The 18,918-nt window shown below is 58.8% G+C and carries 17 protein-coding genes; 13 read left to right on the forward strand and 4 right to left on the reverse strand.

Going from position 1 to position 18,918, the window contains the following annotated elements:
• Window positions 1-7 precede the first annotated feature (7 nt).
• From miaB to arfB, 10 genes are all read left to right on the forward strand, one after another.
• Entirely contained in the window at window positions 8-1,348 is a 1,341-nt protein-coding gene (miaB, locus tag PLUT_RS01240) for a tRNA (N6-isopentenyl adenosine(37)-C2)-methylthiotransferase MiaB (protein WP_011357000.1), read from the forward strand.
• 76 nt (window positions 1,349-1,424) lie between these two features.
• A complete protein-coding gene (bchG, locus tag PLUT_RS01245) occupies window positions 1,425-2,429 on the forward strand; it encodes a (bacterio)chlorophyll synthase (protein WP_011357001.1) in 1,005 nt (334 codons plus the stop codon).
• Between the two features lie 50 nt (window positions 2,430-2,479).
• Window positions 2,480-3,163, forward strand: coding sequence for a diacylglycerol/polyprenol kinase family protein (locus PLUT_RS01250; protein WP_011357002.1), 684 nt, complete (start codon window positions 2,480-2,482; stop codon window positions 3,161-3,163).
• A gap of 23 nt (window positions 3,164-3,186) precedes the next feature.
• On the forward strand, window positions 3,187-3,915 hold the full coding sequence (locus tag PLUT_RS01255; RefSeq protein ID WP_011357003.1) for a UDP-2,3-diacylglucosamine diphosphatase: 729 nt from the start codon (window positions 3,187-3,189) through the stop codon (window positions 3,913-3,915).
• Window positions 3,916-3,932: 17 nt separating this feature from the next.
• On the forward strand, window positions 3,933-4,817 hold the full coding sequence (hisG, locus tag PLUT_RS01260; protein ID WP_011357004.1) for an ATP phosphoribosyltransferase: 885 nt from the start codon (window positions 3,933-3,935) through the stop codon (window positions 4,815-4,817).
• A 98-nt stretch (window positions 4,818-4,915) separates the two neighbouring features.
• Window positions 4,916-6,052 carry a glycosyltransferase gene (locus PLUT_RS01265; RefSeq protein ID WP_011357005.1) on the forward strand — a complete coding sequence of 379 codons (1,137 nt, stop codon included), beginning with the start codon at window positions 4,916-4,918 and terminating at the stop codon, window positions 6,050-6,052.
• An 85-nt stretch (window positions 6,053-6,137) separates the two neighbouring features.
• Window positions 6,138-7,097 (forward strand): WD40 repeat domain-containing protein, encoded by a 960-nt coding sequence (locus PLUT_RS01270; protein WP_041463717.1) that lies wholly within the window; start codon window positions 6,138-6,140, stop codon window positions 7,095-7,097.
• Between the two features lie 190 nt (window positions 7,098-7,287).
• Window positions 7,288-7,497, forward strand: coding sequence for a cold-shock protein (locus PLUT_RS01275; RefSeq protein WP_011357007.1), 210 nt, complete (start codon window positions 7,288-7,290; stop codon window positions 7,495-7,497).
• A gap of 174 nt (window positions 7,498-7,671) precedes the next feature.
• Entirely contained in the window at window positions 7,672-8,277 is a 606-nt protein-coding gene (locus PLUT_RS01280; protein WP_041463718.1) for an HAD-IA family hydrolase, read from the forward strand.
• Window positions 8,274-8,678 carry an alternative ribosome rescue aminoacyl-tRNA hydrolase ArfB gene (gene arfB, locus PLUT_RS01285; RefSeq protein WP_011357009.1) on the forward strand — a complete coding sequence of 135 codons (405 nt, stop codon included), beginning with the start codon at window positions 8,274-8,276 and terminating at the stop codon, window positions 8,676-8,678. The genes PLUT_RS01280 and arfB overlap by 4 nt, the downstream gene beginning before the upstream one ends.
• Window positions 8,679-8,684: 6 nt before the next feature.
• Here the strand turns inward: arfB and PLUT_RS01290 are convergent, their stop codons facing one another.
• Complete coding sequence (locus tag PLUT_RS01290; protein WP_011357010.1) at window positions 8,685-10,034, reverse strand: M23 family metallopeptidase; 1,350 nt, start codon at window positions 10,032-10,034, stop codon at window positions 8,685-8,687.
• 132 nt (window positions 10,035-10,166) lie between these two features.
• On the opposite strand from PLUT_RS01290, the gene PLUT_RS01295 reads away from it, so the two are divergent.
• From PLUT_RS01295 to PLUT_RS01305, 3 genes are all read left to right on the forward strand, one after another.
• A complete protein-coding gene (locus tag PLUT_RS01295; protein ID WP_011357011.1) occupies window positions 10,167-10,898 on the forward strand; it encodes a hypothetical protein in 732 nt (243 codons plus the stop codon).
• Between the two features lie 33 nt (window positions 10,899-10,931).
• Window positions 10,932-11,855 carry a DUF4438 domain-containing protein gene (locus PLUT_RS01300; protein WP_011357012.1) on the forward strand — a complete coding sequence of 308 codons (924 nt, stop codon included), beginning with the start codon at window positions 10,932-10,934 and terminating at the stop codon, window positions 11,853-11,855.
• 102 nt (window positions 11,856-11,957) lie between these two features.
• Window positions 11,958-12,377 carry an Hsp20/alpha crystallin family protein gene (locus PLUT_RS01305; RefSeq protein ID WP_011357013.1) on the forward strand — a complete coding sequence of 140 codons (420 nt, stop codon included), beginning with the start codon at window positions 11,958-11,960 and terminating at the stop codon, window positions 12,375-12,377.
• A 78-nt stretch (window positions 12,378-12,455) separates the two neighbouring features.
• Here the strand turns inward: PLUT_RS01305 and bchE are convergent, their stop codons facing one another.
• The 3 genes from bchE to PLUT_RS01320 all read right to left on the reverse strand — a co-directional run bounded on the left by bchE (window position 12,456) and on the right by PLUT_RS01320 (window position 18,850).
• Window positions 12,456-14,096, reverse strand: a complete 1,641-nt coding sequence (bchE, locus tag PLUT_RS01310) for a magnesium-protoporphyrin IX monomethyl ester anaerobic oxidative cyclase (RefSeq protein ID WP_011357014.1) — start codon at window positions 14,094-14,096, stop codon at window positions 12,456-12,458.
• Between the two features lie 162 nt (window positions 14,097-14,258).
• Window positions 14,259-14,957, reverse strand: coding sequence for a magnesium protoporphyrin IX methyltransferase (bchM, locus tag PLUT_RS01315; RefSeq protein WP_011357015.1), 699 nt, complete (start codon window positions 14,955-14,957; stop codon window positions 14,259-14,261).
• Window positions 14,958-15,004: 47 nt separating this feature from the next.
• Window positions 15,005-18,850, reverse strand: coding sequence for a magnesium chelatase subunit H (locus tag PLUT_RS01320; protein WP_041463720.1), 3,846 nt, complete (start codon window positions 18,848-18,850; stop codon window positions 15,005-15,007).
• Between the last annotated feature and the right edge of the window lie 68 nt (window positions 18,851-18,918).

Below are 18,918 nucleotides of genomic sequence, written 5' to 3' on the forward strand. Positions count from 1 at the left end.
AGTGTCGATGCCGGAAGGGCGCAGGTTTTACATACAGACGTTCGGATGCCAGATGAACGAGGCGGACTCCGGCATCATTGCCAGGGTCCTTCTTGATGCGGGGTTCCGCCGGGCCGACACAGAACAGGATGCCGACGTCGTCCTCCTGAACACCTGTGCCGTCCGTGAGAATGCAGTCGAAAAGATCGCTCACCTGCTCGAACACCTGAAAGGAGCCAAAAAGCGCAGAAAGACCCTTCAGGTCGGGGTTCTTGGCTGCGTTCCCCAGCATCAGCGGGAGGAGATGTTCTCCCGCTTTCCCGCCATTGACTTCATTGCCGGCCCCGACTCATACCGCCGGCTTCCATCCCTGATCGACGATGCAGCTTCGGCCGTCCGGTCCGCCATGCTCGACTTTGATCCCTCCGAGACCTACGTGGGGATCCGGCAGGTCCGCGAGGGCCGGATCAGCGCATTCATCCCCGTCATGCGCGGCTGCAACAACATGTGCGCGTTCTGCGTGGTTCCCTTCACGCGCGGCCGTGAGCGCAGCCAGCCGCTTGCCATGGTCACAGGCGAGGCCCGTGAGCTTGCTGAGGCGGGTTATCGGGAAATCACCCTGCTCGGCCAGAACGTCAACTCCTACAGTGACCCTGCATCAGGAGCCACTTTCTCCGCTCTGCTCGATGCCGTTGCTCTTGCGGCTCCCGACGTACGGATCCGTTTTACTACCTCGCATCCCAAAGACATCTCCGTAGGGCTTATCGACACCATCGCCCGCCGGCCGAACATATGCCGGCACGTGCACCTCCCGGTCCAGTCTGGCTCCGACAGCGTGCTCCGGCGGATGAACCGGGGTCACGGCATCAGCGAGTATCTGGAGAAGATCCGCATCATCCGCGATGCCCTGCCGGGCGTGACCCTTTCAACGGACATCATCGCAGGGTTCTGTGGGGAGAGGGAGGAGGACCATCGGGCCACTCTCGATCTCCTCCGCACGGTGCGCTTCGATGCCGCATTCATGTTTCATTATTCAACCAGAGAGGGAACTCTGGCCGCCCGTACACTCCCGGACGACGTGGCGGAAACGGACAAGAAACGGCGGCTTCAGGAAATCATCGACCTGCAGCAGGAGATTTCCGCGGAGAACAACCGACGTCAGGTAGGCACGGTTGCCGAAGTCCTTGCCGAATCGGAAAGCCGCCGCTCGCCCGGCCGTCTGCTCGGCCGTACCGATGGCAACCGGGCGGTGGTCTTCGACCGTGGGGAGTGCATGCCTGGCGATCTCGTTCGTGTGCGCCTTACCTCGTCCACCTCAGCAACCCTCAGCGGAAGTCGGGAAGGCCTTATTCGGGCTTTTTTATCTTGAGCCGGATTCGTAAATTGAATTTTGATTGCCTCCCAACTAAACCGCCAGTTCAACAGGCCCAGGAGTGAAGTAACGCATGCCATCTACCCCAGGTACCGGTTTCATCAACAAAATCAAGGCGCACCTTGAACTGCTCGACCCCGTCACCTGGATCAGCGTTTTTCCCGGACTCGCCTGCGGTGCTATGGCTTCCGGAGCCATGCAGGCGACGCCGCATGATTATCTGGTGCTGTTCGCCGTGTTTCTCATGTACGGGCCGCTTGGCACCGGGTTCAGCCAGTCGGTGAACGATTATTTCGATCTGGAGCTCGACAGGGTCAACGAACCCACCCGTCCCATTCCTTCAGGCCGCCTGACAAAACAAGAGGCGCTTCTCAACTGCATCATCGTCGTCCTGCTCGCTATGGGGCTCGGCATCTGGCTCGGCATTGACACCGGCGGAATGCGCGGCATGGTCATCACAACCATGATTTTTTCTGCGCTCTTCGTTGCCTACATCTACTCTGCTCCGCCATTCAAGCTGAAAAAGAACATTTTTGCCTCCGCCCCCGGCGTCGGCTTCTCCTATGGGTTCGTCACGTTCCTTTCCGGCAATGCGCTTTTCAGCGATATCCGTCCGGAGGTAGTGTGGCTTGCAGCCCTGAACTTCTTCATGGCCATAGCGCTCATCATCATGAACGACTTCAAGTCTGTCGAGGGTGATCGGGAAGGCGGCATGAAATCCTTGACCGTCATGATCGGTGCGAAGAACACCTTCATTGTCGCATTCGCCATCATCGACATGGTATTTGCCGTGCTGGTCTGGCTTGCCTGGAGCTGGGGCTTCATGGTGCCGATGGCCCTTGTGGTTCTGGGCCTCGTGCTCAATATCGTGATCCAGATCCAGCTGCTCGCCGATCCGAAGGGCGGCGTGTCGTTCCTCAAGGGGACGGTGGAGGACGGATTCGGCAATGCGATCGGCAAGAGCGATGTGCAGGAGCACAACACCTTTCTGCGTTTTCAGGTGGCCAACAACGTCCTTTTTCTCGTCAACAACCTTGTGCTTGCCGCCATGATCGGCATCAGGTACATGCCGTCCTAGGTCTTTTTATGCGGGCCGTCCGGTCCGCTGAAACCTAACCCCTCACAGCCATGGATACACTTCAGCATAATGCGCTCGTCGCACTGTTGACTTTTGTTTATGTCTTCAGTGTTCCGCCGCTCATGGACTTTTTCGTCTCCCGTCACGGCCTGCCCCGCGACATCAGCCGAAAGATCACCCACATCTCTGCAGGCTCCGTCATCATTTTCCTGCCGCTTTTCCAGGACGGTGACTGGACACAGTACCTCAATGTGTCCATCTTTGTCGTCTGGGCCATCCTGCTCGTGCAGAAAGGGCTGTTTGCGGCCGAGGACGACCAGGCAGTGAAAACCATGACCCGCACGGGCGACCGCCGGGAACTGCTCCGCGGCACCCTCTATTTCGTGGTCGTCGCCACACTCTGCGGCACCCTTTACTACAAACAGTTCGAAGGTGTGCTCGCCATGGCGGTGCTTGGATGGGGCGACGGCCTTGCACCCATCATCGGCACGCGATTCGGTAGACTCAAATATCATGTACTGAGCCCCAAGAGTGTCGAGGGAAGCCTTGCCTTTTTTGCTGGCAGCGTGGCAGCCGGTCTCTTCTTCGTCAACCTCATCGTACCCGAGGCCTATGATCCTGCAAAGATCGTGCTCATCTCCTTTATTGCCACGGTGGTCGAGGGGGTATGCCCGAGGGAAGTCGACAACATCGCAATTCCCGTTGCCGTCATCGCCGCTGCGAGCTTCCTGTAGGGCCGGCAATGGAGAATGAGTCAATGCGGGTGCTGTATTTCATCAGCGACATCCATCTCGGACTGCAGGAGGAGCCGGAAGAACGCCGCAAGCTCGAAGCGCTCTCCAGACTTTTTGCTGAAATCCGCAGGACGGGGGGGGCGCTCTACATGCTCGGCGACGTTTTCGACTACTGGATGGAGTACCGGCATGTCGTGCCAAAGGGATTTACCGGTTTTTTTTGTTTATTGTCAGGGCTTGTTCAGGCGGGCGTCGAAGTCACCTATCTTGCGGGGAACCATGATTTCCACCTCGGTACGTTTTTTGACCGTGAGCTCGGGGTGAAGACACGCTACGGCACCTACCAGTTCGATGCCGATGGACGGCACTTCACCGTCGCTCACGGGGACGGTCTAGGAGAGGGGGACCTCGGCTACCGGCTCTTTGCGAAGTTTATCCGAAACCCCTTCAATCTCGGCCTCCTGACCGGATTCCATCCGGATCTAGCGACCGGGCTCATGAAGCGGCTTTCACGGCTCTCGAGGAAACACAAGCCTGGAGACAGGGCCATGGAGACGGACCGGCTTCTGGACTATGCCCACGCGCTCGTCAAAGAACGGAGTATGGATTATTTCCTCTGCGGCCACAACCATGCGGGGGGCGTATACGAGCTCGAGGGCGGTGCCCGCTATGTCAACCTCGGATCGTGGATCGACGGCCGTTTTCCCTATGCGGTCTATATGGACCGCCTCATGCAGCTTAAGGAACTCTAAATTCTAAAACCCAGATCATGACCAATTCGAACAAGGTGTTGAAACTCGGTCTGCCGAAGGGCAGCCTGCAGGACTCGACCCTCGATCTCTTCGCGCACGCCGGATTCCATTTTTCCGTCCAGAGCCGCTCCTATTTCCCCTCGATCGATGACGACGAACTGGAGGCCATCCTCATCCGTGCCCAGGAAATGGCCCACTATGTGCAGCTGGGCGCCTTCGATGTCGGGCTTACCGGGAAGGACTGGATCATCGAGACCGATGCCGATGTGGTAGAGGTTGCCGATCTGGTCTATTCGAAGGCTTCCATGCGCCCCGTCCGCTGGGTGCTGGCCGTTCCGGAGAGCTCGCCGGTGAAGACCGTGAAGGATCTCGAGGGCAAGCACATTGCCACCGAGGTGGTGAACATCACGAAAAAATACCTGGCCGCCAACGGCGTGAACGCTTCGGTCGAATTCAGCTGGGGCGCTACGGAAGTAAAGCCGCCGGATCTTGCCGATGCAATTGTCGAAGTCACCGAAACGGGGTCATCGCTGAGGGCAAACAAACTGCGGATCGTTGAAACCATCCTTGAGTCGAACACCAAGCTCATCGCCAACCGCCAGTCCTGGGAAGATCCCTGGAAGCGGGAGAAGATCGAGAGCATGGCGCTCCTGCTCCAGGGTGCCATCAATGCGCAGGGCAAGGTGGGCTTGAAGATGAACGCACCGAAAAGTGCACTTGAGAAGATCACTTCGATCATCCCCGCCCTCCGTCAGCCGACCGTCTCGCACCTTGCCAACGACCAGTGGGTCGCCCTTGAGGTGATCGTCACGGAGAAGATCGTCCGCAAGCTCATTCCCGAGCTGAAGCGGGCCGGTGCCGAGGGCATCTTCGAGTACGATATCAATAAACTGATCGACTGACCCTGTCCGGATGGAGCCCTCCCCCGTGGGGGGGAGTACCTGGCATTCCCGATGCAACTGCCGGCCGCCCTTCGGGGCGGCCTTTTTTCTGATTCCGCATGCTTCTCTTCTATCAGATACTGGTTCTTCTCGCTCTCATCATCTTTCTCGCCATCCAGCTGGCGAACCTCCTGGAGCTCCGCCCGCTTCCCCCTGGTGGTCCGGGAGGGGGGAAGGTGTCGGTGCTGGTGCCCGCACGCAATGAAGAGCGCTCGATAGCGCGCTGTGTCCAATCGCTACTCATGCAGGATTATCCGGATTTTGAGGTCATTGTCCTTGACGACGCCTCCACCGATGCCACCCTCTCCATCCTTCAGGCGCTCGAGGCGGAATCGTGCGGCCGGCTTCGGGTGCTGAGGGGTGCGGTGCTTCCCGAAGGCTGGCACGGCAAGAGCTGGGCCTGCCGGCAGCTGGCGGAGAAAGCCTCAGGTGAGATGCTCCTTTTCACCGATGCCGATACCTTCCACCGCCCTCAGGCGCTCCGGCGTGCCGTCACGGCTCTGCAGGAAGGCCGCGGGGACATGCTCTCCATTACACCGCGCCAGGAACTCGGTTCGTTCTTTGAACACCTTGTCGTTCCTCTCGTCTATGTCATTCTGATGAGCTACCTGCCGCTGCGTCTGGTGCGGACCTTGCGGAACCCGGCGTTCTGTTTTGCCAATGGCCAGTTCATTCTCTTTCGACGGGAGTTCTACTGGAAGGTCAACGGCCACGAGGCTGTCCGTGATGCGCTGGTCGAGGACGTATGGCTCTGCATGGCGGTGAAAAAGGCTGGAGGCCGCGTGCTTTCGTTCAACGGTACTGATGCCCTGAGCTGCAGGATGTACAGGAACTTCAGGGAGGTCTGGGAGGGGTTCTCCAAAAACGTGTTTGCCGGGCTCGGCAGCAGCATCCCGGGCCTTGCGGCCTTCGTGCTGTTTACCGCCGCGTTCCATCTGGCTCCATGGGGGTTTCTCCTCTACGCCCTCTTCGTCGGCGCGTCGGGTCCAGCTTTGGTGCTGCTGCCCCTCCTGCAGCTGGCTGTAGCTCTCAGCGGAAGGGTGCTCGTCGCTCGCCGCTTCGACCAGCCGACGGCGCTCACGCTTCTCGACCCCCTTGCCCGTGGACTGCTTCTGGCCATAGCCCTGAACTCTTTGCGCGAGGCCCGGTGGGGGGGCGGTGCGCTCTGGAAGGGAAGGCGGTACCGATTTTCATAAGCGGTGGGACTGGCGTAAGGCGATAAATTTTTTTAAATTGGTCAACAACGGCTTTTCGACAATCAATTCAACAAGGATCTGCCTCATGGGATTTCTATCAAAAATATTCGGAAAGAAGGAAGAAGTGCTTGAGCTCCCGAAGGTCCGGGAAGACGCCAATCTCCAGAAGACCCTTGAGGGACACCTCGACAGGGTGCTCGGCGTGAAGTTCAGCGCCGATGGCAAAACGCTCCTCAGCGGCGGCTTCGACGAGCTGGTGATGCTTTGGGACGTGGAGACCGCCAAGCCGATCTTTACCATGAAAGGCCATGAGACCTGGGTTGAGTGCATCGATTACAGCCGCGATGGCCGTCATCTTGCGAGCGGCAGCACCGACAGCACCGTCAGGATCTGGGACGCTTCAAACGGCCAGTGCCTGCATGTCTGCAAAGGCCACGACACGGCGGTGCGCATGGTCGCATTCAGCCCCGACGGCAAAACGCTCGCCAGCTGCTCGCGCGACACCACCATCCGCCTCTGGGACGTTGAGAGCGGTGCATGCAGGAGCGTGCTCAACGGGCACAAGTCCTACATCGAATGCCTCGCTTACAGCCATGACGGCCAGAAATTGGTGAGCTGTGGCGAAGAGCCGGTCATCAAGCTCTGGGACGCAGCCTCCGGAAAGAACATTGCCAACTATGAGACCGGCGATACCCTTTCCCACACCGTTCTCTTCAGTCCCGACGACCGCACGATTGCGCTTGCCGGCCGCAATTCCAAAATCCGGATCCTTGATGCATCGGACGGTTCGCTGATCCGCGTGCTTGAAGGCCATCATGACGCAGTCCGGGGCCTTGCCTACAGCCCTGACGGCCACTATCTGGCCAGCGTGTCGAACGATGAGTCCCTGAGGCTATGGAATACCGCCGACGGCAGGCACCTGCATACCTATCGCGGACATGTGCTGGAGGTTCAGTCGGTCGATATTTCTCCCGACGGCAAGACCATAGCCACGGGAAGCGATGATCGGAAAATCAAGCTGTGGGCACTCACTGATACGCTTTGAGCGCCAGTATTTCGTGTATTTTCCTGTCCGGAACCCCCCTTTTTAGTGCGTAAATACGCCAATCTGGGACGCAAACTGCAAAAGGTTCTTTTTGAATCAAGGCGGAGTGCGTACATTAACATTATGGGCGCTGCATGAACGCGCCCGTGGAAAACGCCGGATTTCCCGGCAAAAAACAGCAAGAGGACATATGGACAATCAGGTTGAAGGCACGGTAAAGTGGTTTAACGAGGAAAAAGGGTACGGCTTTATCCAGCAGGGCGAGGGCAAGGACGTGTTCGTGCATTACAGCGCCATCAACGGCTCCGGCCGTAAGACGCTTGTCGAAGGACAGAAGGTCTCGATGGAGGTCACCCAGGGCGAAAAAGGGCTCCAGGCGGCCAACGTCACCCCTCTTTGATACTGCCATTGCGGCAGCAGCAACCCTCAGAGAAAAAATAGATCCCGGACCGGACGTGGCGCAAGCCGCCGCCCCGGTGTCGGTATGCGCTCCCGGCAGCAGCGGATGGGCGTTCGGCACTGCCGTTTCAGCGGTGGACAACCGGCAGTAATGCCACTCTTTCGGGCGACAGAGATGGACATCATTCTTCTCGATATCGGCAATGTGCTGGTCACGGTCGACTTCATGTCGTTCTGCCATGGAGTAGCCGTAACCGGCCCGACGGTACCCGCAGAGATTTTCCGGAAGTTTTGTTCGGGCCCGATCAAAAACCGTTACGACAAGGGTCTCATCGGCTCCGGGGCATTCCTTGCGGAACTCGCAGCAGACCCCCTCGTGCGCCCGATGCCCGAAGCGGAGCTTATTGAGCGATGGCAGGGGATATTCTCACCCTTTCCCGGCGCTGATGACGGTGTTGCGGCCCTTGAGACCCAGGGGCGTATCTGGATCATGAGCGATACCGATCCGCTGCATTTTGCCTCTCTCCACCATGCATTTCCACTGCTGCACGGCCGTGAACGCTACTACCTTTCCTTTCGGCACGGGTTTCTGAAATCTTCCCCTTCGGCTTTCATCCATGTGCTTGGGGATTCCGGGGTGGACGCAGGGCGCTGCATCCTTATCGATGACCGGGAGGATAACTGCCGGGCAGCCGGGGAGGCCGGGATCAGGAGCGTGCTCTTTACGTCCTGGCCTCAGGCGCTTGCTGCGTTGCCGAGCGATGACGGGGGGGCGCCATGAGCGGCGTAAGGGTCTCACCCGACGAGGTCGAGCTTCGCTTTATGCGCTCCGGTGGCGCCGGAGGCCAGAACGTCAACAAGGTCGAGACGGCGGTCCATCTTTCGTTCGACATTGCAGCCTCATCACTGCCTGAAGCGGTGAAAGAGCGGCTGCTCCTGAGGAGGGACCGGAGAATATCGCGGGACGGGGTTCTTGTTATCAAGGCCCAGCGGTTCCGTTCACAGGAGAAGAACCGTGAGGATGCGCTCCTGCGTCTGCAGGCGGTGGTTGATGGTGCATCGGAAGAACCGGCAAGAAGAAAGGTGACGCGGCGGACGAAAAGTTCAACCGTGCGGCGGCTTGAGGAGAAGGGACGCCATTCGGAAAAGAAGGCACTGCGCGGGAAGGTCGACAAAGAGTAACTGCGCTTACATGACCGGTTCGCCGGAGCTCTTCGCGGAACCGGCGATGAAGATGGTGCGGTCGTCAAGCTTGGCTCTCAGCATGTTTACTTCCGCCAGGAAGTTCATCATGTCGACCTTTGCGATAGTTCTGGAAGAGGTGCTCCTGAGTGCTGTAAGCGGATTGATTGGCTTGCCCCTGTGGATGATGCGGAAGTCGAGATGCGCTCCGGTAGAGTTGCCGGTAGAGCCGACGTAGCCGATTATGTCACCCTGTTTGACCCTCTTGCCGTAGCGGGTGCCGACGGCATAGCGGCTCAGGTGGAGGTACTGCGAGTGGTCTCCTCCGGAATGCGCAATGGTGACCATGTTGCCGGCTCCGCCCTTTGGCCCCTTGAATATCACCCTGCCGGCCGCAGTAGCGCGCACCGGAGTGCCGGTTTGAGCCACGAGGTCGACGCCGCCGTGAAAGTGGCGGGTGCGGAAGATCGGGTGGGTCCTGTATCCGAAGCGGCTCGAAACGCGGCTGTAGCCGCATGGCGCTGCAAAGCGTGCAATGCGTTCGACCGAGTGGCCCCGCTCATCGTAGTACCCGTTTTCGCCTTTATTGTTGGTGTAGCTGTAGGCGCTGTACGTGGTGCCCTTGAGGTTGATTTCTACGGCCAGAATCCTGCCGCTGCTTATGAAGTCGTCCTCAAGCCATTTCTCTTCGAAGAGGACCCTGTAGGTGCTGCCGGGAGGGATGTCACGGCGTAAGTCCACCCGGGATGAGAGCAGTTTCTTCATGCCGGGCAGAAGGCCCGAACGGCCCAGGCCGGTGAGCGATGCGGAGAGGCTTTTCTCAACGACGCCTTCGAGTGCCACAGTCCGGGTGCTGTACTCCTTCAACTCCTTCTCAATATGAAACGGGTCGGTTTGGGCTGCGCGGCTGACATGGATGACGGTTGCACGGTCCTGGAAGTACGAGAACCGGAGCAGCCGGCCGGCACTGTCCTTTTCGGTTTCATACGTTTTGCCGGGCCGCAGGGAGCGGGGTCTGAATATGCCTTTGAGTCCCTGGCTGATGGTGTGGATTTCCGCCGGGGTGACCCCCTCGGACTGCAGGATGGTGTAGATGGACTGACCGGATCTGATGGTGTTTATCGAGACACAGGTCTCTGGTTCCCGGGATGTCTCGTCGATCTGCACCGTTTGGCTTTCGCCGGTGACACCGAGTTCATCGACGTAGCTGCCGAAGCCGGGAAGGAGGGTGAGGACGAAAAAGACTATGACGAGTGTTCCGGCAAGGAACGGCAGCCAGAATGCAGGGGTTGTATTTTGCTTGAGGTGCGCCAGCTTGGCTGAAACGTTTCGTACTAACTCGTTGAGGAGGTGCATGGGCTCTCATTGGGTCACTCGACGCACCAGACGCCGAAAATTTCTGGGGACCTGACAATTTAGTATTTTCTTTCCACTCTTGGAACCCCTTGACCCGGATTAATCCGGCAAACCCTATCGGGAGCGATAAGGATGTCCTCAACCGCCGATGGCCCGGAGCTCATTCCGGGGATATATCACTACTGTGACCGCTGGTGCCGGCGCTGTCCATTTACCGACCGATGCCTCCAGTTCCGCCTCGAGTCTGAAAAGAGGAAAACACATCTTTCGCTTGAGCGGCTGGACGTCTTCGGTCTGCCGTTCTGGCACGAACTTGCCAGAGGCCTGGAGCAGGCAACCCGCCTGATCCATGATGCTACCGCCAGTACGGCTAAGGGTGCTCCGGGAGGAACCCCTTTCACGGAGGAGGAACCTGTCCCTGCCCCGAGCCGCCGGAGCGCGAGGGCACACCCCCTGGCGCATGCATCGCTCACCTACCTCGGCATGGTCGATGACTGGTTCCGTGATGCGGATGCTGAAGAGCGGCATATTTCCCCTGCGGAAGATGCCGTACAGGTCATCAGGCACTACCAGTACCTGATTTACCCCAAGATCGTCCGCGCCATTGACGGCCGGATGCACGCTCTCTCGCCCGACGATCCTGCCGCAAAGCGGGACTCGGAAGGGTCGGCCAAGATTACTCTGCTTGCGATCGACCGTTCACTTGCCGCGTGGAGCATCCTGTACGGTGCCCATCCGGGGGCGGAGGACGGCACCATTGAAATCCTCCTGCATCTGGACCGCATCCGCCGTTCCCTTGCGGTTATATTTCCCGACGCCCGCGACTTTATGCGACCGGGCTTTGATACTGAAGTGCTTACGTAGAGTCAATGAGAGTCAACCCTAACAGAACATCCCATGCTGAACACCAATGCAGACCGCCTGGTCGAATTCCTCCTCCAGTGCAATCCCGGACAGCCTCGCACCCGGGGGAACTGGGAGGTAGACCATGAAGGGATCCCTTTCATCCTTCCTTCTATCGGCGGCATCACCCTGAACATCCAGGCCGGGGACCCCGCCTTCGGATGGCAGGGCGACCACATTGAGCCGGGTGTAAGCTGCACGGCCGATACCTCAAAGCCCTTCGAGCATCCCAACGTTGGGCTGCAGATTTACTCCTGCGCCGGTAATACGGCTACGGTCATGACTGGAGATGCGAAGGGATCGGAGGGACGCGTGCTCGGCCACCACGGTGGTTCCGAGCATGTCATCGTCGATTTTCCACGGGATGTGAAGGAGCAGCTGCTCTACACTGACACCATCATCATCAGGGGGCGCGGCCAGGGACTCAAGCTTACCGACTATCCGGAGATAGCGCTCTTCAACCTCGACCCCGGTCTGCTCCAGAAGATGGAGATCCGCGAGGCCGGGGAGGGTATCCTGGAGGTGCCGGTAACGACCATCGTGCCGGCGGTCTGCATGGGATCGGGCATCGGCTCCGCGCATGTCGCCAAAGGTGATTACGATATCATGACAAGCGACCCCGAAACCGTTGCCGAGTATGGGCTCGACCGTATCCGTCTTGGCGATTTCGTCGCCCTCATGGACCACGACAACCGCTACGGGCGCGCCTACCGGCGGGGCGCGGTCAGCATCGGCATCGTGGTGCACAGCGACTGCCGGGAAGCGGGTCACGGCCCCGGCGTCACCACCCTCCTGACCTCCGCTTCGCCCCTCCTGCGGCCGGTGCTGGACCCTGAAGCCAACATCGCCGACCGACTCGGCATCGGTACGATGCTGAAGGGAAGTGTGAAGCAGGCGAAGCAGAAAAAAAGGAAGTGAGCGGGATGTTGGGCTGAATTTTTTTTGCTTCCGAATGGTTGTGATAGATCCCCCTTGTGCAGTTGTAAATCAACTTTCTTAAATCACAAAGGAGACAGTGTCATGGCCATGAAACTGTATGGAAGGGATCCGTTGAAGATGTTCGAAGACGTGTTCAGCGAGAAGGTATCGCCGTTTTTTTCCTCCATCGTCACCCCGGCCTTCAAGGTCGACATCAGCGAAGACGACAACGCCATCTTCATAGAGGCCGACATGCCGGGTATGAAGAAAGAGGATGTGCATGTGTCGATGGAAGATGACGTTCTCTGCATCAATGCCGAGCGCGAGCAGAAGGAGGAGGAGAAGAAAAAGGGATTCCATCGCATCGAGCGTTCCTGGGGAAGCCTGTCGAGGAGCTTCACTCTTGGCGACAATGTGGACGAAAAAGCCATTGAAGCGCACTATGACAACGGTGTGCTGAAGATCAAGGTGCCGAAGAAAGAGCCGGAACCGCAACGGGGTGTTGAGATTCCTGTAAAGTGAGCACCCTTTTGTCCTGAAATGCAGAAAGCCCTCCGTATGGAGGGCTTTCTGCTTGTACTAGGTACGTCGCGCTCTTCTCTAGCAGTTGCGGATGGTGGTGTCCTGACGGTCCTTGATGGTCGTCTCGTCGAACTCGTCCCAGTCGTGCTCGTCGTGCTCACGCTGGTATCCGGCTTCCTTGAGGCCGAAGCTCATGTCGGCGACCATTTCGGGGCGGAGTTCCTTAAGGTTCTTCACCTCGGCCTCGGTCAGGATCCTTGACTTGTCGAAGCCGAGATCGATCTCGAGCTTGCGGTTCTTGGTCTTGACGCGGTCGATGTCGTAGAAGCGCTTGGTGATGGTTGTCTGGGCGAAGGCCTTCAGGCAGCCGAGCATGTACTTGCGCACATACGGATCCTTGATCCAGGGGTAGCCGAAGAAGGTCTTGCGTGCGTAGAAGCGTGCGTAGGATTTCAGCACGCCTTTGAGCACATCCTCACGCTCCATGTTGTCGGGCTTGATGATGGGCGATACGAAGTTGTACTTCGAGTAGTCGCGCACCTCGACCCTGTCGCCGAGCTCTTTGAAGAGATCGGAGAACGGCCATGGGGTGTAGATGGTCCAGTTGGCCATGTCGGGATCCCAGTCCTTGCAGAGCTGGTAGGTTTCCTCGATGGTTTCCGGAGTTTCATGCTCAAGGCCCATGACGAACTGCGCTTCTGCCACGATGCCGTTCTTCTGGAGCAGCTTGATGGCCAGCTTGTTCTCTTCGATGGTGGTTTCCTTGCGGAACCGGTTCAGGTTCATCTGGCTTGCTGCCTCGGTGCCGAGAGACACGTGCACGAGACCGGCCTTCCGGAAGAACGGGAGAAGATCAGCGTCACGCATGATGTCGGTCACGCGGGTGTTGATGCCCCAGGTTACGTTGAGCTTGCGGTCAATGAGTTCCTGGCAGAGAGAAACGAACTTCTGCTTGTTGATGGTCGGCTCCTCGTCAGCGAGGATGAAGAACCCGACATTGTATTTCTTGACCAGCACTTCGATCTCATCGACGAAATGCTTCGGGCTGCGTGCGCGGTACCTGCGCCAGAACTGCCACTGTGAGCAGAACGTGCAGGTAAAGGGACATCCGCGTGCGAAGTTCGGTACTGCAAGACGGCAGTTGAGCGGGGTGTAGATGTACTTGTCCCAGTCGTAGAGGCTCCAGTCGGGAGTAAGGGAATCGAGGTCTTCGATGACCGGGTGCGCCGGAGTGGCGAACACCTTGCCATCGTCGTCGATGTATGCGATGCCGGTGATCTCTGCGCGGGTTTCACGGTCGTTGCCGGCGGCAATCGCCTTGATGAGGTTGACGGCGATCTCTTCGCCCTCACCGCGGACGACGTAGTCGGTTTCAGGTGCCTCGGAGAGGACCTGAGGGTACATGAAGGTGGAGTGGATGCCACCCATGATGGTGCGGATGTTCTTGTCGACCTTCTTGGCGATCTTCATGATGTCCTGCGCCTTGAAGATGGACGGGGTAATGTTGGTTGCCATCACCACATCCGGCTTGTTGGCCCGGATGATTTCTTCAATCTGCTCATCGGGCAGGTCATCGGCCATGGCATCGACGAAACGGATCTGGTCGAATCCAGCCTGTTTCAGCGCACCTCCGATATAAGCCACCCAGCTGGGAGTCCAGTTGCCGGCGATTTCAGCTCCGCCGGAGTGATAATTTGGCTGAACCATCAGTATTTTCATCGGTATCCACCCTCCAGATATGTGTGTTTTACGAAATCGGTATTGCTCTCTGCAGTCCGCCGAATGACTTTCGGCCAATAAAAATCCCTGAATAGATAATTTACAATTTATTCTGTAAATCCCACACGCTTTTGTCCGTGCGGCTTTTGGAGCCGTCGGGCCTCAGCGTCGGGCGGTTTCCATCAGCATGGTATGGTAAAATCCGAAGCTGATTTTCTCCTTCCTTTTGATCTCCATGCCGGCCCCCTGCATCGCCTGCTGCATCTGTTCGTCGCGGATCATCTGGATGGTTGTGCGGCGTTCTTTCTTTGGGAAGTAGCCGCCGAGCCAGTGCTGGAATGCAAGGATGTTGTTGTAGGGTGCGTAGGTGAAGATGACCGGTCCCTTTGTGAGCTTGGATAGGTTGGCGAACGCCTGGATGAACCCTTCGCTCGGGTAGTGGATGAGGACGTCGAAGCAGACGACGGCGTCGTAGCTGCCGCTGACCGACTCGATGCTCTCCACCTGGAACTCCATATTGCCGGCTACGCCTGCCGCCGTGGCATCGGCTTTGGTCTTTTCAACCATCTGGGAGGCGATGTCGGCCGATGTGACCCGGTAGCCCGCCTGTGCCAGCCGTATGCTGAAGAGTCCTGTTCCGCACCCGGCATCGAGAATGTGCGCCCCTTTCGGGAGACCCAGCTGCTCTATCCACCCGAACGCCCTGTCCATCATCACTGCGTGCCCCTGGCGGACGGTGTTGCGGACGGTTGAGAGTTTGTCGCTGCCGTAGATTGATGCCCAGCGCTGGTAGCCCTGGCCGTTGAAGTAGGAGCGAAGCATGTTCTTGTGTTCTTCAGCATTGAAAGAGGTGCTGCTCATGATATGGGTGTTACGGGTTGAATGGTTGCAATGTTTCTGTTCGTTCGTTACGCCTTCTCTTCCTCGACGCCTTCAATGCGCGATTCCAGATCGGCATACAGGTTTCTGAGGGTTTCCAGTGTTCCTTCATCGGCCTGCCAGAACCCCCGTGAATTGGCTTCCAGGAGCCGGCCTGCCATTGCCATGGTTGCATGCGGGTTGAGATCTTTCAGCCGTGCAGCCATTTCGGGATCCTGCAGGTAGGTCTCGCTGACCCTGCTGTAGGTCCAGTTCTCCACTGCCGAGGCCGTCGCGCTCCAGCCGTAGGTGTTGGAAAGGTGGGCTTCTATTTCCCGGACCCCTTCATACCCCTGGCTGAGCATGGCCTCATACCACTTCGGGTTGAGCAGCTTGGTACGCGCTTCCAGCGACACCATTTTCTCCAGGGAGGTTATCCGCTGCCGGCCACCCGTTCCGCTGCTGTCGCCGACCATGATGGCGGGTCTGGCACTTGTGAGGCGCTCGACCGTTTTCGACACACCGCCAAGATACTCATAATAATGGTCAATATCCGAAATGCCGATTTCGGCGCTGTCGATATTCTGGTAGGCAAGGTTCACATGCTTCAGGGCTGAACGCAGCGCGTCCGGGCTTTCAGTCCACTCGCCCCGGGGAGTCAGCGCGAACCCTTTTCTCGATGTGAACGCCTCGGCCAGTTCATCGTCCCCTTCCCATGAACTGCTTTCAACAAGGTGGTTTACATTGGCGCCGTAGCTGCCCGGTGCGTTCGAGTAGAGGCGGTTCGAGGCCTCTTCGAAACTGCATCCCCGCTCCTCGATCTCCTGCAGCACGTGTTTGCGGATGAAGTTCATCTCCAAAGGTTCGTCCGCCGCGGCGGCGAGGCGTGCCGCGCGGTCGAGCAGGCGGACCTGCACCGAGAGGAGGTCCCTGAAGATGCCGCTGACGGTCATTACCGTGTCGATGCGCGGCCTGCCCAGTTCCTCGAGCCCGATGAGCTCCACGTCGCTGATTTTGCCGAGTTCATCGGTTTTTGTTCGTGCCCCTAAGAGCGTGAGCGCCTGTGCAACGCCCTCGCCTCCGCTCTTGAGGTTGTCGGTGCCCCAGAGCACGAGCGCTATGGACTGCGGGTATGCCCCGTGTTCCAGGCGGTACTGCCGAAGCAGTTCTTCGGCCGACTGGCGGCCTGCCCTGGCGGCCTGCATGGATGGCATGGCGTAGGGGTCGAGGCTGTGGATGTTGCGGCCGGTGGGCACCACCCCCGGGTCGCGGACGAGGTCGTTTCCCGGAGAGGGAAGGACGTAGCGCCCGTCGAGAGCCCGGAGCAGGGACTCCAGCTCGGTGTTGATTGCAAGGTTCAGGATGATATCCTGCAGGAAACTCCAGAGGCCCTGCAGCTCGCCGGATTTGAGGCCGGCTTTTTCAAGCAGGTAGGCATCGGCTTCAGCAGCACGTACCGCCATGCTGCCCTCCAGAAGGTCCCGGACCGGGATGTTGCGTTCCCGGCCGGTCTCTCGGGTAATCCGGCCGGTGAAGCGCCGCACGGCCTCGCGGCTGATGGCGTGGAGTTCCTGCCACTCCTGCTGTGCCTTGCTTTCGGTATTTTTTTGTTCCTCGAGTGCTTGGTAGTCCAGATGGAGCTTTCCTGCGATGATTTCGGGAAGCGACTTGCCCTCCAGCGACGCCTGCGGGTGCGAGGCGATGAGGGCCAGCTGGTCGGCAAGGCTGTCGGGAGATGGAGCCTCGCCCATGACATGCAGGCCGAGCGGGATCATGCGCTCTTCAATCAGATAGAGTTCGCTTGCAAGGCGTGTAATGTATGCTTCGTCCTCCACCCCCTCGTCTCCTGCTTCAATGTCGGCCAGTCGGGCGAGTTCGCGGATTTCCATTGCAAGCTCGCCTGATGGGGCGGCGCGCCATGCGGCAACGAGGTCCCCGAGCTTGCGGAGCTCCCGATAGAGACCGGCCTGTTCGAGTGGCGGAGCCAGATAGCTCACAAGGGTGGCCATGCCGCGGCGTCGGGCGATGGCGCCTTCGCTCGGGTTGTTGACCGAATAGCAGTAGAAGTTCGGCAGAGCGCCGATCAGCCGTTTCGGCCAGCAGGACGCACTGAGCCCTACCTGTTTGCCTGGCATGAACTCCAGTGCTCCGTGTGTACCGAAGTGGACCACCGCGTCGGCCTGGAACTGGTGTTCGAGCCAGGTGTAGAAGGCAGCGAATGCATGGTTCGGTGCGGCGTCTTTTGCCATGAGGAGGCGCATCGGGTCTCGTTCATAGCCGAAGCTCGGCTGCTGGCCGATGAAGATGTTTCCGAGCTGGCAGCCGAGGATATGGAACTGCCTGCGGTCGTTGAGGATCTCGCCCGGCGCATCGCCCCAGAACGCTTCGATCTCTTCATATGCAGGAAACAGGCGCCGGTAGTCCTCTACCGGGAGGTGGGCACCGACATTGCCGTCTGTGCCGTAGATGAGACGGTTGCCTTCCAGCAGGCGGTCCCTGAGTGCCTCAACGGATGGTGGGACGTCAACGCTGTACCCTTCTGCCTGCATTTTCAGCAGCAGGCGATGAAGGCTCTCAAAGACATTGAGAAAGGCTGCCGTGCCTGCGTTGCCGAGGTTCGGCGGGAAGTTGAAGAGAACGATTGCAACCTTTTTTTCTGCGTTCGTTGCCGCCTTGAGCCGGAGGAAGCGCTCTATACGCCCGGTGATGAGCCGGATTTCGGGCTTGAGGGGCAGGCTGCGGTCGCTCGAGGCCCCGGTGCCGGCATAGACCTGCGGCTCGATGGTCCCGTCAAGTTCGGTAACGGAAACGCTGAGTGCTGTCTGGAGGGGTGTGAGCCCGAGACTGCCTTCCTTCCACTGCTCCACGGGCTGGAAGGAGAGCGGTATGAGGTTCAGGCAGGGCACGTCAAGCTGGCGGAGCATGTCGACGGCATCCTGGGCGCGGTTCTCGGCCGGACCCCCGACAAGTGAAAACCCTGTTGCGTTTATAAGGAGTGCCGGACGGATGGCGCCCGGAATCTCGGGATGGAAGAACCGGCTGAGGGCGGGGCGGAAGTCGAGCCCGCCGGTGTATGCGAGGCATGTTTTGATGCCCTTTTCTTCAAAGGAGCGGAGCAGGTACTCGATATGGTCCATGTTCCGGCTGAGCACGGTCGAGCGCATCGTGAGGATGGCCACCGGCCCTTTCACGAGTTCCGGGCGGTGCTTCTTCTGCCACTCGAGGAACTCGTGCGCACTCTGGAACTCTTCTTTCGAGTCGGGATGGAAGAGCGCCGTATCGGGGTAGAAGAGCGGATCTGCCTGCGGCAGCTTCCCTTTCCATCCTTCGGCGTAGCGGTCTATGAGGAGCGAAAGGAACCCTTCCATGTTCTCTCTCGATCCGTTCAGCCAGAACTGGTGCGCGGAAATGAAGGTGTGGATGTCGCGCGCTTTTCCGGGCAGATGCTTCAGGAGCCGGCTGGCGTTGCGCACAAGCGCAAGCTGGCGCTGGCTTTCGCCGCCGCTGTGTTTCGGCTTGAGCTTGTCTGTCCACTGCTTGAAAAATCCCGGAGGTCCCTGCTGTTCCTTTTTCGGTTTCCGGAGGGAAAAGCGGCCGAGACGCGTTTGGTTCACGAGCGCGGGGTTGCTCGTAATCATGCAGACCGGGCAGGAGAGCGGTTCGAGCAGCATTTCAAGCGGACGCACAATCTCTTCGCTGAAGAGCATGGAGCCGAACACGAAGTCAGCCCGGGGGAGTGCACCGCGGAGCTCTTCCCAGAGCTGGGGGCTGTTGTGGAGGCCGAGGCTGAACACCGATACCTCAAGGTCGGTCTTGAAGCGGCGGTTCAACTCGCCGGCCGCTGCCCTCAGCGTACCGGTGTTGGTGGCTTCCATAGTCAGAAATACGAAATGCATAGATACTGCCGGTAAATAAACATGATGGCCGCATGCGGGCCGCATTCATTTATGGTCTCGGAATGGTG

Origin of the sequence: Pelodictyon luteolum DSM 273 (assembly GCF_000012485.1) — a bacterium.
Lineage (GTDB): Bacteria > Bacteroidota > Chlorobiia > Chlorobiales > Chlorobiaceae > Chlorobium > Chlorobium luteolum.